This window comes from Acinetobacter septicus, assembly GCF_019355975.1.
Taxonomy (GTDB): domain Bacteria; phylum Pseudomonadota; class Gammaproteobacteria; order Pseudomonadales; family Moraxellaceae; genus Acinetobacter; species Acinetobacter ursingii.
Window position 1 is genome coordinate 2,809,957 of sequence record NZ_CP079898.1, and the last position, 13,448, is coordinate 2,823,404.

The 13,448-nt window shown below is 37.8% G+C and carries 13 protein-coding genes; 6 read left to right on the forward strand and 7 right to left on the reverse strand.

Translation table 11 applies throughout. The features are described from left to right. Nucleotides 1-48: 48 nt before the first annotated feature. Nucleotides 49-4,497 carry an Ig-like domain-containing protein gene (locus tag I6L31_RS13315; RefSeq protein WP_005002699.1) on the forward strand — a complete coding sequence of 1,483 codons (4,449 nt, stop codon included), beginning with the start codon at nucleotides 49-51 and terminating at the stop codon, nucleotides 4,495-4,497. Nucleotides 4,498-4,631: 134 nt separating this feature from the next. Here I6L31_RS13315 and I6L31_RS13320 read toward each other — a convergent pair whose 3' ends face one another. Next, nucleotides 4,632-4,967 (reverse strand): TIGR01244 family sulfur transferase, encoded by a 336-nt coding sequence (locus I6L31_RS13320; RefSeq protein ID WP_004991228.1) that lies wholly within the window; start codon nucleotides 4,965-4,967, stop codon nucleotides 4,632-4,634. Between the two features lie 125 nt (nucleotides 4,968-5,092). Between I6L31_RS13320 and I6L31_RS13325 the strand changes: the two genes are divergently transcribed. From I6L31_RS13325 to I6L31_RS13340, 4 genes are all read left to right on the forward strand, one after another. Then, nucleotides 5,093-5,989 carry an alpha/beta hydrolase gene (locus tag I6L31_RS13325; protein WP_005002704.1) on the forward strand — a complete coding sequence of 299 codons (897 nt, stop codon included), beginning with the start codon at nucleotides 5,093-5,095 and terminating at the stop codon, nucleotides 5,987-5,989. Nucleotide 5,990: 1 nt separating this feature from the next. Next, nucleotides 5,991-6,428, forward strand: coding sequence for a thioredoxin TrxC (gene trxC, locus I6L31_RS13330; RefSeq protein WP_004991225.1), 438 nt, complete (start codon nucleotides 5,991-5,993; stop codon nucleotides 6,426-6,428). 1 nt (nucleotide 6,429) lies between these two features. Further along, nucleotides 6,430-6,843 carry an acyl-CoA thioesterase gene (locus I6L31_RS13335; protein WP_004991224.1) on the forward strand — a complete coding sequence of 138 codons (414 nt, stop codon included), beginning with the start codon at nucleotides 6,430-6,432 and terminating at the stop codon, nucleotides 6,841-6,843. Nucleotides 6,844-6,998: 155 nt separating this feature from the next. Continuing rightward, nucleotides 6,999-7,478, forward strand: coding sequence for a GAF domain-containing protein (locus I6L31_RS13340; protein WP_005002707.1), 480 nt, complete (start codon nucleotides 6,999-7,001; stop codon nucleotides 7,476-7,478). 67 nt (nucleotides 7,479-7,545) lie between these two features. Here the strand turns inward: I6L31_RS13340 and I6L31_RS13345 are convergent, their stop codons facing one another. Together I6L31_RS13345 and I6L31_RS13350 are read right to left on the reverse strand one after the other, a co-directional pair. After that, complete coding sequence (locus tag I6L31_RS13345; RefSeq protein WP_004991219.1) at nucleotides 7,546-8,040, reverse strand: DUF4442 domain-containing protein; 495 nt, start codon at nucleotides 8,038-8,040, stop codon at nucleotides 7,546-7,548. A 33-nt stretch (nucleotides 8,041-8,073) separates the two neighbouring features. Next, a complete protein-coding gene (locus tag I6L31_RS13350) occupies nucleotides 8,074-8,562 on the reverse strand; it encodes a YajQ family cyclic di-GMP-binding protein (protein WP_004991216.1) in 489 nt (162 codons plus the stop codon). Nucleotides 8,563-8,653: 91 nt separating this feature from the next. On the opposite strand from I6L31_RS13350, the gene I6L31_RS13355 reads away from it, so the two are divergent. Further along, nucleotides 8,654-8,971: a rhodanese-like domain-containing protein gene (locus I6L31_RS13355; protein ID WP_004991214.1), complete on the forward strand. Its 318-nt coding sequence runs from the start codon at nucleotides 8,654-8,656 to the stop codon at nucleotides 8,969-8,971. 46 nt (nucleotides 8,972-9,017) lie between these two features. Here I6L31_RS13355 and I6L31_RS13360 read toward each other — a convergent pair whose 3' ends face one another. From I6L31_RS13360 to I6L31_RS13375, 4 genes are all read right to left on the reverse strand, one after another. Further along, a complete protein-coding gene (locus I6L31_RS13360) occupies nucleotides 9,018-10,304 on the reverse strand; it encodes an OmpP1/FadL family transporter (RefSeq protein ID WP_005002709.1) in 1,287 nt (428 codons plus the stop codon). A gap of 537 nt (nucleotides 10,305-10,841) precedes the next feature. Beyond that, nucleotides 10,842-11,288: a VOC family protein gene (locus I6L31_RS13365; RefSeq protein ID WP_004991211.1), complete on the reverse strand. Its 447-nt coding sequence runs from the start codon at nucleotides 11,286-11,288 to the stop codon at nucleotides 10,842-10,844. A 138-nt stretch (nucleotides 11,289-11,426) separates the two neighbouring features. Further along, nucleotides 11,427-12,602, reverse strand: coding sequence for a thiolase family protein (locus I6L31_RS13370; RefSeq protein ID WP_004991210.1), 1,176 nt, complete (start codon nucleotides 12,600-12,602; stop codon nucleotides 11,427-11,429). A gap of 112 nt (nucleotides 12,603-12,714) precedes the next feature. Continuing rightward, nucleotides 12,715-13,227 carry a GspH/FimT family protein gene (locus I6L31_RS13375; protein WP_004991208.1) on the reverse strand — a complete coding sequence of 171 codons (513 nt, stop codon included), beginning with the start codon at nucleotides 13,225-13,227 and terminating at the stop codon, nucleotides 12,715-12,717. Nucleotides 13,228-13,448: the final 221 nt, after the last annotated feature.

Genomic DNA, 13,448 nt, shown 5'->3' on the forward strand with positions numbered 1-13,448 from the left:
ATCCATGTTTTTTGGTGGCAAAATATATTATATAAAATGGAAAATACTATGACTTATTTAGCTAATTTGAGAAAATTAGGGGTTAAATCGACAGTTTTAGGATCATCTTTAGCATTAGTTGCTTGTGGTGGTGGCGGTAGTGATGGTTATTATGGTGGAAGCAGCAATTCAAGCAATAATAATTCAAGTAACAACAATAGTAATAATTCCTCAACTGATAGCTCTACTGTAGCTGAAAGTATTGATATTAAGTTAAAAGATACTAGTGGTGCTACTATACAACAGGCAAATGATAATTCCGTTGTACAAATTGCGGTGCAGGTTCTGAATGCCGATAAAGGTGGAATCGCTAATAAGCAGGTAAGATTAGCAATTTCAGATAGTGATAATCTAGGTGTTACCAGTAAGACTTCTTTAGTTACGACAGGTGACAACGGTTTTGCGATATTTGAAGTCAGTATTCCGACTCTCATTGCGTCGTCTGGTAAGGTGCAATTAACGGCTGTCGTGGATGGTACTACTATCAAGCAAAGCTATACCTTAAATATTAAGAAAACCAGTACTATTGTTAGTAATTATAATCTTAATATTCAACAAGGCGTAGTATTAAATTTACCTAAAGGTTCAGCAGATATTACTGCAATAGTGACAGATAAAAATGGCGGTGTAAAAGCAGGTGAGTCGATCACTTTAACACTTCCACAAGAAATGCAAGGGAAATTTTCTATCTCAACTGGCTCTAATATCAGTACAGATAGTCAAGGAAAGGCAAAATTTACCATTGTTGCAAATTCTGACTTGAGTTCTGATGATATTCAAAAATTTGTATCTACATCACAATCTTTAAGCTTTAAACTGATTGATGAAAATAAAGCAGAAAAAACAGTCTCTGGATCTATTACTTTTAAGGATACTTCCCAAGTTGTCCAAAAACTTGAGTTAATTAAAGCAGATGCTCCAATTGTTGCACAAAATGGAACAACGACTGTTAAAGTACGTGCCAAAAACAGTAATGATGTAGCTCTTGCGAATAAAAAAGTTAAACTTGTATTCACGGATAAAAGTGATGCGTATGGGGTGACTATTGATCAAACTGAAGCAGTCACTGATGCAAATGGCTATGCTGTATTTACATTAAAAGCAAATTCAAGTTATCCAGTTGCTTTAACTCAACAGGGCATTAATTTAAAAGCAATATATTCAGATAACTCTGAAATCTTTGCCCAAGATACGATCAGCGTTATTACGGCAGATACCAGTGCAACTGATCAATTGGCTTTGCAACGTTTAGAAATTGCATCTTCATATACGGTTAATGCACAAAATGATACCGTTACAATTCGAGTTAAAGGTATTAATAACAAGGGTGAGGCGGCAACTAAAGGAAAACTAACTTTAAATTTAAATAACGAAGCAAATGCAAACGGGGTTGGTTTTGATGGTAGTTCTGAAAGAGATTTTAGTGCTTCGGTCGAAGGATATATTACTTACACTTTACATACTAATGCTAAGACAGATGCAGCCGTAGCAGCATTAGTTGCAGCTGGCATTACTGCAACATTCAAAACCGATAACGATATTAGTCAAAGTATTAAGATTGAAGTTAAAGCGAAAGCACAGGCTGATGATGAGGTTAGGTACTTATCATTTGATCCTGTAAAAGCATTTGATTATTCACAAAATCAAAATATTACGATTACAGTCCAAGCTAATGGAACCAAGGATGATGGTGGTCTATCTGGGCAAACTATTTCTTTAAAACGTATGGGCTTATCTGATCAACAACTAGATGCTTTAGGATTAAAAGCGGATGGTTCACTAATACAGACAACAAATGCTGAAGGTTATGCAACCTTTAAATTTAAATATACCTATGCTGGTACAGATGAACAAAAGCAATTAGCATTAGCAGGTGTAAAACTGTTGGCTACAGCTGCAAATGGGAAAACACAAATGCTATCTTTAAACTTTAAAGAGCCAACAGCATCATCAGAAATTGCACTTGAATCCTTAAATATTGATACTGATGGCATTAAAACATTAGAAGTTAATAAAACAACAACATTAATAGTGAAAGTAAATGCTATTGGAACTGATGGTAAAGCATTTGCAAATAAAGGTATTGGTTTGGGCATAAATACTGCACCTTTGCAAAATGGTGCTGTTATTGCAAATGCAACTCAAGTTACCGATACAAATGGACAAGCAATTTTTACAATTAATGTAACACCTAAAAATACTAAAGAAATAGAGAATCTGATTGCAAATGGTTTAACGATTGTTGCTCAGGCTTCTGGTTCAACAATTTCTGCGACACGTTCTGTTCAATTAATCACTCCTCCAATCATTATTCCTGATCTGGTTAACCTTAGCTTTACTTATGAACCAACAGTTTCTGTATTAGGTGGCGAAGTTCAAGTTAAGGTAGTTGCTACAGATGCTAGTGGCAAAACCATTGCAAATACAGCACTAGCAATTGCACTATCAAATTTAGCTGGTTCTCGTGTTTCTTTGTCTGATACGACACTCACGACCAATAGTAAAGGTGAGGCTGTTTTCACGGTAAAAGTTGCTGAAGGTCAATATGATGCTAACCTAATTAAAAATGGAATTGGATTTGCAGTTGTTGGAACAAACCAAAATAATGGTGATCGTGTTCAACAGACTGGAATTATTCAAGTTACAATTCCTAAAGATTCAGTAAATTTACGTTTAACTGCTGACAAAAATGAATTGGAATTAGGTAAAACTTATCAAATCAATGTTGCAGTTAAAGACGAATTAGGTGCAAACACAGGTTATCCAGTGAATTTATCTTTAAATACTGAAGCAATTGTTGCGGGAGTGAAACTCAGTGCCGATTCAGTGGTAACTTCTGCAAATGGCGAGGTTCCTATTTCAATTATCATTCCTAAAGATATTTCTGATTCAGCAAAATCTGCATTATTGTCTTCTGGTATTCAGGTTAAAGGAGCTATAACGAATCCTAAAGGGGAAAAATTAGAGACCACGATTAATTTTGAAGTTGCTGAAGTTCTTAATCAGAATCATTTAGTAATTTCAAGTTCAAAAAGTAACCTGAACGTTAGTGGTGATAGATCAATTATTACGGTCACGTTATTAGATAAAAATAATCTTCCAGTACAGAACCAAGATATTACATTAGCAGTTAATAATTCAGCAGGAATTATTATTGGTAATCCTGGAAGTAGCGCTCCATCAAATACAAGTGGTACACCGCAAACATTAAAAACAGATTCTCAAGGGAATGCTTTTTTTTCAGTTGCAGTTGATGGGCAAACTGTTGATGGAGATTTACTTATTGCTAGTGGTATAGAATTAACTGCGAGTAATCAGGATGCTAATGGTGCAATTGCAAAACAGATTGCTCGTTTAGATGCATTTAAACAGCCAACACAACCTGCCGTTGATTTACCTGCACGATATTCATTGCGTATCTCATCAGCGAAACCGACACTTAATGTTCGTAATGATACTTCAGATGTTACTGTAACTTTGGTTGATCAAAATGGTGGTGGTGTTGCGAATCAATATGTAATGCTCGGAATTGATAACTTTGTAGTTAATGGTGCAATTATAGTGGGTCCATCTGGGCTTACTACAGATGCGAATGGACAAGCTGTCTTTAAAATAAAAGTTGATGAAAGTGCTCGTAATACAGGCTACAGTGCAACTAATTTTGCAACAGATGATTTACGTTTAAGTGCGAGTTTTAAAGAAACAGGCTATACCAATGCAACACAAGTTTCTCTTATAGATATTGTACAAGCGGTTGTTCAAAACCCTGTGGCATCGATTGTAATTGGTGTAAATCCAACTGAAGTTGGGACTTCAAGCGATGGTATATACTACACTCGGAATATGTCAGTAAGTGTGGTTGATAAGGATGGAAAACCATTGAATAATCAATCTGTTACGATGGATATAACTCCAACCTTTTATTCTAAAGGGCAATATGTCTGGAGAAATGCACTTCTACAAGGTACAACAGATGGTAAGCCTCAATGGATAACAGCGGGACAGAATTATTATGATTTAAGTAGCGCAAATGTATATGTCAAAAATGGCGTTGCTTTGAATAATAACAGTACACCAGATGATACTTCTGACGACTTTGTTATTAATTTAAGTACAACATCAGTCAGAGATTGTGCAATAGGATCTTTAAATGCGATTACTAATAATGAGGTCAATAGTATACCCGTACAAGTTCCAACATTTGTTGGAGGTAACGGGGCTACTGCTACTTATACAACAGATGCCCAAGGTAAATTTGACTTTGTAATTCGATATCCAAAGATCTATGCACGATGGTTAAATGTACAAATTGGAGCATCAACTACGGTTGCATCTTTGCCAAATCGGACTACTTATAATTTAGGGCTACCTTCAGTGAATTCCGATTATAGTACTGATGGTAGTTATGGGCCTAATTTGAAGAGTCCGTATGGGATTAACACAGGGTCTTGCCCATAAATTTCATAAAACAGCGCTTCGGCGCTGTTTTTTATATCCCAGTTCCTACCATCACACTGGCTGTGGGGCGTACATTTACAGTACTGCAAGCAGTGAATGTTATACAGCAGAATATTAGGCTAAGACACAAAACTTTAGTCATCCAGTAAGTCCATTTGTTTAGCCAACTGATATAAATTATTCGAACGATTACCTGTACGACAGAACATTAAAATCGGTTTTGGTAATTCATGATAATGATTGGCAAAATTGCGCACATCCAACTCTGTAATTTGACCCGCAATGACAGGCTGATACACATAGTCAAGTCCTACATTACGCGCAGCTTCTTCGATTTGAGCACTGGTCGGTTGTTCTGGACCACCTTCCATATCAGGTCGGTTATTAATGATGGATTTAAAGCCTTTTTCGACCACTTGCTCGACATGTTCTGGGCCAATTTGACCTGCAAAACCAACATTATCCGTCATTTCGTCACTCCAAAATTTAAAAAAACGTTTATGCTGTATCATAGCACTAAGCACCCTGTCACTTTAAACAGTGCTTTTAAAATATATAACGACCGATAACCAAAATATAACGCATTGGAGCGCGTATGCCTGCTTATACAGTTGAGCCGCTGTATGTACCCATTGGTCAAGAGACCATAGCTGCTGACTTCTATCGTCCCAAAGCAGATCGGAAACCTACTGTGATCATCATGGCACATGAATTTGCCGCATTACGCCAGTTTAAATTGATTCAGTACGCACAAAAATTTGCTCAGGCGGGCTATGCGGTGGTGCTATTTGATTATCGCTATTGGGGCGGAAGCACAGGAAAGCCCAGAGAACTTATTTCACTCAAAGATCAGATCGAAGACTGGAAAACAGTTATTCAATATATAAGTGCTTGTAAGTGGGTAGATCAGCGACGTATTGTACTTTGGGGAACTGGGCTCAGTGGTGGTTATGTCCTCAATCTAGCCAGTGAATTAAAAAATATTTCTTCCATTATGGTACAGGTGCCTTTTGTGGATGGTGCCGAAACTGCCAAAATTTATCCGATCCAGCAATTACCCAAAGCTCTTAAATTATCTAGTCAGGATTATATGGGGGCAAAGGTTGGATTAAACCCACGAACCTTGCCCGTCGTGGCACAACAACAGCTTTCCTTTTTTCCAACCAGTGATAGCTATCAGGGCTACTTATCGATTGTAAATCCTGATTACTATTGGAGTGGTGAAGTTCCTGCCCGCGCATTATTTCAACTGATTCGTTATCGGCCGATTCAATCTGTACGCGATATTAGTATTCCAGTCTTATTCATTGTCGCGAAACTGGATAGTCTGGTTCCTATAGATTCGAGTCGTGAAGCTGCGACCAATATTGCACCGTTTGTGACTTATCATGAATGGGATATGTGTCATTTTGATATTTATCATGGCAAATGGTTTGAAAAAGCAGTAGCAACCCAATTAGAATTTTTACATCAACATACTGGAGTGACTTAATATGATTATTGTTTGTCCAAGCTGCGGTGCTAAAAATCGGGTCGCCGAAGAAAAATTAAATGCAGATCCTAAATGTGGTCAATGCCATACCGCGCTGATTCCACTTGCACCGATTGAGCTGAATGAGCAAAACTTCAGTCATTATGTAAGCAATAGTGATTTACCCATTCTGATCGATTTATGGGCAGATTGGTGTGGGCCATGCAAGATGATGGCACCTCATTTTGCTCAGGTTGCAGCGCAGAATCCACATGTTATTTTCGCCAAAATTGATACTGAAGCTTCACCGCGTTTAAGTCAGGCTTTTCATGTCCGTAGTATTCCGACACTGGTTTTGATGAATAAAACCGACGAAATTGGTAGAATAAGCGGCGCGCTTCGATCCAGTGAGTTACAGCAGTGGCTGGATCAGCAATTACAAGCCCAAGTTCGGAGTTAATGTGTCAGAGTCTCTCAAAAAGCCTGAAGGAACTTTATCCCTTCAAACCATTGCAATGCCTGCCGATACCAACTGGAGTGGTGATGTTTTTGGCGGTTGGATTGTCTCGCAGATGGATTTGGCAGGCGCAATTCATGCAGAGCGTTTTAGTAAAGGACGTTGTGCAACCATTTCAATTAATCAGATGACTTTCCTTGTTCCTGTTAAAGTTGGTGATGTGATTAGTTGTTATACCAAACTTCTAAAAGTGGGAAATACTTCAATTCAGATCCAGATTGAAGTTTGGGATAGTCACGATGAATCTCGTCAACCCAAACAAGTGACGGAGGGAATTTTTACCTTTGTGGCGGTGGATGTAAAAGGTAATAAACGACAAATTCCTGAAGAAGTTAAGCAGAAATTTTTAGCAGTTTAATTTACAAACTAAAGTTTCCAAAAAGTTCAGCATGATGCTGAGCTTTTTTATGAGTTTTATTTACACTTAGAAATATTCAACTATGTACTTTTCACATAAACAGATAAGGCTTGGAGGGTTCCATCCGATACAATACTTTAATTTGGATCAATGATATGGCAGAAGAATTATCGCTACAACAGGGCAATAAAGCTGAACAATACCAAAGCCTGATTCCACAAATTCAGGCCATTGTTGCAGATGAAAGTGATGTGATCGCCAATCTTGCCAATATTTGTGCGGCATTAAAGCAACAATTTAACTGGTTTTGGATTGGATTTTATCTGGTTAAGGATAATGAATTAGTCTTGGGGCCATTTCAGGGACCAATCGCCTGTACACGGATCGCCAAAGGGCGGGGCGTTTGCGGTACAGCATGGCAGCAGCAGAACGTTATGATCGTGCCAGATGTGGAGCAATTTCCAGGGCATATCGCTTGTAGCTCTGATTCAAAATCTGAAATTGTTTTACCTGTGATGAAGCAGAATAAATGTGTTGCAGTATTGGATATTGATAGCGATACATTGGATAGCTTTGATGAAGTAGATGCTGAATATTTAAAACAAATCGTTGCAATCGTAGAGCATTTTATTTAGTGATCAAAAATAAAGATCAAAATAACTAAAGCCCAAATACATGTTTGGGCTTTAGTTATTATATAAATTATTTTGGACGTTTAGGTAACCATGCCCATAACATTTCACAATGAATCGGTTCATTTGAACCATCGTCAATGACCGTCACAGGAATCAATAATTCACCTTTTTCATTATCTGCAATAAATTTTTGCTGTTCAGGCGATAAAGTTGCTGTTGCCGTTAATCCACCTTGTACCACTTTTAAATAATCGACATGCAGTGATTTAATGAGCAAAATTCGATTATCCGGGACATGCAGCCCTGTTAAAAAGCCTGTCGCAGTTTCAGCGAGTAATGCCATCGCAGCAGCATGTACACCTTTAATGTGGTTTTGCATATTGCGCTGATTTTCCAGACGCACCACGACATGGTCTTGATCAACTTCTAGATAACGAATATTGGCGGTTCCGACCATGGGTACAATCCGACCAAAGGCTTTACTCCAGAGTGTACTACGAATACTTTTCGGAAATTTTGACGTGGTTTTCACCAGTTTTGATAAACGATTGGCCTGTGACATAGTGCATCCTGTGTAAAAAGAACAGAGCTGAAGTTAATCTTTAAAGTTATTAAACTGCAAGGGAAGACCAAACTGTTGTTCCTTTAGAAAAGCCATGACCTGTTGTAAAGTGTCACGTTTTTTATCGGTCACGCGAATTTTGTCTCCCTGTATAGAAGATTGCACTTTGATACCACTTTCTTTAATGGCTTTATTAATTTTTTTTGCGGTATCTGAGTCAAGTCCATCTTTGAGTTTGATTACTTGTACTACATTTTTTCCAGAAGCTGTGGCTTTTTGCGGATCAAGTGCTTGAACATCAATTTTACGTTTATAGAAATGATTTTCCAGCATGTTATAGACTTGTTCGCACTGAAAATCACTTTCTGTACTGATTTTAATTTCTTTGGATTTTTCATTCAGTTCAATAGAAACATCTTGTCCACGGAAATCGAAACGTGTTGCGATTTCTTTTTGAGTATTTTGAACCGCGTGATTAACTTCAAATAACTCTAATTCAGAAACAATATCGAAAGAAGGCATAGCTTAGACCTTTGCAAAGTGAAAGAATATCTGAGATGCTAGGGATGTTTTCTTCATTTGCCAAGTGTTGTTTACATCAAAGGAGTGCGCAATGATCCGTAAACAAGAAATTACGACATTTGAGTTCCCAGAAAATGCCATTATCTGGGATGTCCGTGACGCAAAATCATATGCTGAAGGGCATGTTAAAGGCGCAATAAATCAACCTATTAATGATTTAAAGTCCGATAGTCTGACTCAGGTGGCTGCGGATCAGCCGATTTATATTTTATGCGGTGGCGGTAGTAAAGCACCACGTGCGGCGGAATTACTTGATGGTTTTGATGCTGCACGCGAATATGTCATTCTGATGGGAGGAACCCGCGCTGCCAAAGATGCAGGTTTACCTTTAGAGCAGGGCAATTCATAAAAAAAGCACCCTCGGGTGCTTTTTTTATTATATTTTAAATCAAGTTTTAGAAGCGGTAACCAATTTTTAAACCATAAGCGATGGCATGATTATCGGTAAAATCAGCGACATACTCAGAAGTACCAAATTGTGCTCCAGATTGTGCTTTGGCATCACCCAACCAAAAATATTTTACACCACCTGCAATAAAATAGTTTGGCGCTGGACTAAATTGCGCTCCTAGACCAACATTCCAATAACCTTCTGTTGGGCCAAGTGTTGTCACTGGATTACCTGCGCCAGAGTCCCAGCCTACTGAAATATTGCCCGCCCATTGCTCTGTTAGTTTACGGCCAACCCCTACATTTGCAGACCATTGATCATCTGTATAAGCGACCAGATCAAAACCATTTGGTTTATTAACTGTCGGACTTTGACCAGCAATCAGGCTTGCTTTACCAAATTTATCTGGACGGATTGAAAAATCTTTCCAGTTCACCCAGCGCACATTTGCAAAAGCAACCGTGTCAGCCATGATTCCTGTCTGGAAGTCTAAGTTTGCTGATTGAGGTGTGGTAATGTCGGTTTTATTTGGTGTTAAGAAGTTTAATGCACCAAAGCTTCCCGCAGAATTGAAAGTCTCTCTGGCATTGACTGAGTGTTCGATTTCAGAACGATAAGTCAAAGACGTTTTTAACGCAATCTCAGGCAGCTGGAATGCAACACCTGCTAGCCAGCCCACATCACCCGTTTCTTTAATGTTGGCATTGTAACCACCAAATGTTGCATTTCCACCATAAGCTGTACCTCGTAATTGGACGCTACCTTTAACGGTTTGATAGGCAGCACCACCATAAATATTCCAGTTTACAGTAGGTTGAAAACCTAGAATAAACGACAAATTTTGAGTAGTTACATCAACTTCAGTCCCTTCGCTACCATTATGGAATGCTCCATGACCAGCTAAAGCAGCCGCGGCTCCAGGCAGTACCGTAGGTAGTGCTGCGGTTGTAGTTGAATAAGTGGCTTTAGCTCCAAATGGCTGATCATAAAGTAAGCCAAAAGAAAAGTTTGGATGAAGCTGTAATTTTAATGCTGCATTATAAAATTGATAGTCATCTGCCATTTCACCAGTACTCGTGTTTGAGAGTAATGGCAGTGCTGCATTAGGATAATTGTCTTTGGTTTTGCCAGAAACATCAGGATCTAGAATTGAGATACCAGCTTCAAAATAGTTACCAGGTTGTAGAAATGCCGATATGGATTGACCTGAACGATCCAAAGCTGCTGCAAAAACCCCTGTTGCAGGCAGCGATGCCATGATAATGGCTGTGGTTAAATGTTTTAATTTCATTCTAATCTTTCCTTGAACAACAAAAGTAATTTATTGCTTATTTCCAAGCAATTACAGTTCTAATTTTTGGAGAAGTAAGTTCCATACAGGGAATTAATCTTCACTCCATGCAACAAAAATAACACAATTAAAATAATAGTAAATGCTCTATGTTGCATAGTCAGTAAAAAAACTGTTTTAGCAATAATTTGATACAGAATTTTATTGAGTTTTAAAAAAGAGCTTAAAAATAATAATGATATAATTCAATAAATTAATTTATTTGTCTTAAATGTTTAATTGTCTCTAATTAACAAATAACTAGACGCTACAGTCAAAGATTTATTTTGATGATTATGAGTGATTTGATCGAAATCGGATTTGTTCATCCAGATTTATCAATGAAGAATTGGTTTTTGATGGTTTTATTAAGTATTTTTTAAGATTTATGTTGATTTTTTATTTTTATCTAAAATATATTCATAACAAAGCTCTAATCTTTATTTTAAAAGGAACTTTTATAACTTGCGCTTTAGGTCAGGTGAGACGCATATGATTTCATTCATCCAGAAGCTGGCAGTTAACCATCCATTTAATTCCAAATTGGTCGCTAAAAGCGCCATACAGTACGCCCCAAAAGGTTTTTTGTAACGGCATTTCAATAACTCCACCTATGGAAAGTAGATTGAATAGGCGGCGGGCTTCGTTATCATTATTTTCGAGATTAATGGAAATGTAGTGATTATTGCCTTTATTTAAGATGGCATTTGCTGGACTACAAAATTGCTCATTGACATCAGAGCCCATGAGTACTGTAAATTCGTTGATAGGCAGCGAAACATGCAATATTAGACTTTTCTGTGAATCTGACAATACAATTCCTTCCTGAGGTGGAAGGTCATCATATCGAGTCAATACTGAAAACTCTCCACCGAAAATCGATTGGTAGAAGGTAAATGCTGCTTCGGCTTTACCGTTGAAATTAAGATAATGATTGAACTGCATAAGATTTAACCCTGTTATTTTTATTTATTGTGACTTGAGTGACTATAATTTTAAAACTGAATAAAAAACAGTCTTATTTTGTATATTTATAAAAATCCCGCCTTAGCGGGATTGGTGACATCATACAATAACAATAGATTATAGTAACTCAATAGCAACTGCTGTTGCTTCACCACCACCGATACATAGTGCGGCAACACCCTTTTTTCCGCCTGTACGTTTTAGTGCATGAATCAACGTCAAAATAATCCGTGAACCTGTTGAGCCGACAGGGTGTCCTAAAGCACACGCGCCTCCATGAATATTGACCTTTTCAGGATCAAGTTTGAAATCATCAATAGCGCACATGGTGACCATTGCAAAAGCTTCATTGATTTCCCAGAGATCTACATCCTGAGCATCCCAACCTGCTTTTTTAAGAACTTTGGCGATTGCGCCTACAGGAGCAATGGTAAACTCTGATGGATGTTGAGAGTTTGATGCGGTGGCTACAATTTTAGCTAATGGTTGTAAACCACGCTGTTTGGCAATTTCACTATAAGTAAGCACAAGTGCAGAAGCACCATCAGAAATTGAACTTGCATTGGCAGCAGTAATGGTTCCGTCTTTGGCAAATGCGGGTTTTAAGGAAGGAATTTTGTCAATTTTGGCCTTTAAAGGCTGTTCATCTTGATCAATCTTAACGTCACCTTTACGTGACGAAATCGTCACAGGCACAATTTCATCTTTAAAATAACCTTCAGTAATGGCAGTTTGGGCACGTTTGAGTGAGCGAATAGCAAATTCATCCATTTGTTCGCGCGTGTATCCACGTGTATTGGCCATATCCTGAGCAAAAGACCCCATTAAGCGACCAGTTTCTGCATCTTCAAGACCATCAAAAAACATATGATCTTTAATTTCACCATGCCCCATACGATAACCTGCTCGAGCTTTAGGTAAAATATAAGGTGCATTGGTCATGGATTCCATACCGCCCGCCACTACGATTTCGGCACTACCTGCTTTAATCATATCAGTAGCTTGCATTACTGCTTTCATACCAGAGCCACATAACTTATTGATCGTTACGGCACCCGTTGAGTCAGGTAAACCTGCTTGACGCATCGCTTGGCGTGCAGGGCCTTGCTTCAAACCTGCGGGTAATACACACCCCATGATGACTTCTTGAATATCTGTAGGCTGTAGGCCTGCGCGTTGAACAGCTTCACGGATGGTGACTGCGCCTAGTTCTGGTGCTGTCGAAGGAGATAAATCTCCCTGAAATCCACCCATTGCGGTACGAGCGCCATTTACAATTACGATATCAGTCACAATGATTTCTCCCTCAATGATTTAAAGCTTACATTTTCTTCTAAGAAGTATATTAAAAAAGCAGACCTAGAAAATTGACTTAAAAGACCAGAACCTAGACTGAACAGTTTTCTTAACAATTTGCTAAAGGTTCATCTCGAGGATGTCCCATTCGACTCAATGTTAATTTACGATGATTATGATATTGATCAGAACAATACTGAAAAGTACCATTTGAAGATAAAGGAAGTCCTGAGTTTCCTTCAAAAATGATTCTTCTATTACCAAACCCCCGCCATGACAGAGTGCCGTATCTCAATTGCATGTTCTCAAAGGCTAATATAGGTTCATCTAAGTCATAGTCTCGATTTTTATTCTTATCGATAAAAACCATATAACCATTATTCCAATCGTTATTACACTCTTTAAAGCTAGTGCTGGCACACAAAATAATGTTTTGTCTAAATAACAAAGACTCATGTTTGGCTTTTTGTATGTAAAGTGTGAGTGTTTTGGGGACTTTTTTTGCTTCTTGTGCAGCCATATATTGATGATAAGAGGGTATGGCAAAAGAGGCAATTACAGCAATTACAATGATTACCACGCTAATTTCAATTAACGAGAATCCACAATTTTTATTTTTCATGTTAAGAATACGTCCGTCTTATGTAATTTTTTTTGTTTTTTAACAGTAGATTAAGTACAAAACATTGAAAAAAAGATCGAATTGAAATATTTATTACTTAAGCGTTTGAATACTGTTAAAATAAAGAAAGCGTGAAGATAAGCTATTCACAACAATAAATTGAGTAAATAGTTACCGAATTACAACGGAAATTGTAAGTAATTTTGTCAATAATTTACTTG

What these genes read in the sequence shown, in the direction of transcription:
- I6L31_RS13315 (WP_005002699.1), top strand. Translation starts at nt 49, where the DNA reads ATGACTTATTTAGCTAATTTGAGAAAATTAGGGGTTAAATCGACAGTT.
- I6L31_RS13320 (WP_004991228.1), bottom strand. Translation starts at nt 4,967, where the DNA reads ATGACGGATAATGTTGGTTTTGCAGGTCAAATTGGCCCAGAACATGTC.
- I6L31_RS13325 (WP_005002704.1), top strand. Translation starts at nt 5,093, where the DNA reads ATGCCTGCTTATACAGTTGAGCCGCTGTATGTACCCATTGGTCAAGAG.
- trxC (WP_004991225.1), top strand. Translation starts at nt 5,991, where the DNA reads ATGATTATTGTTTGTCCAAGCTGCGGTGCTAAAAATCGGGTCGCCGAA.
- I6L31_RS13340 (WP_005002707.1), top strand. Translation starts at nt 6,999, where the DNA reads ATGGCAGAAGAATTATCGCTACAACAGGGCAATAAAGCTGAACAATAC.
- I6L31_RS13345 (WP_004991219.1), bottom strand. Translation starts at nt 8,040, where the DNA reads ATGTCACAGGCCAATCGTTTATCAAAACTGGTGAAAACCACGTCAAAA.
- I6L31_RS13350 (WP_004991216.1), bottom strand. Translation starts at nt 8,562, where the DNA reads ATGCCTTCTTTCGATATTGTTTCTGAATTAGAGTTATTTGAAGTTAAT.
- I6L31_RS13355 (WP_004991214.1), top strand. Translation starts at nt 8,654, where the DNA reads ATGATCCGTAAACAAGAAATTACGACATTTGAGTTCCCAGAAAATGCC.
- I6L31_RS13360 (WP_005002709.1), bottom strand. Translation starts at nt 10,304, where the DNA reads ATGAAATTAAAACATTTAACCACAGCCATTATCATGGCATCGCTGCCT.
- I6L31_RS13365 (WP_004991211.1), bottom strand. Translation starts at nt 11,288, where the DNA reads ATGCAGTTCAATCATTATCTTAATTTCAACGGTAAAGCCGAAGCAGCA.
- I6L31_RS13375 (WP_004991208.1), bottom strand. Translation starts at nt 13,227, where the DNA reads ATGAAAAATAAAAATTGTGGATTCTCGTTAATTGAAATTAGCGTGGTA.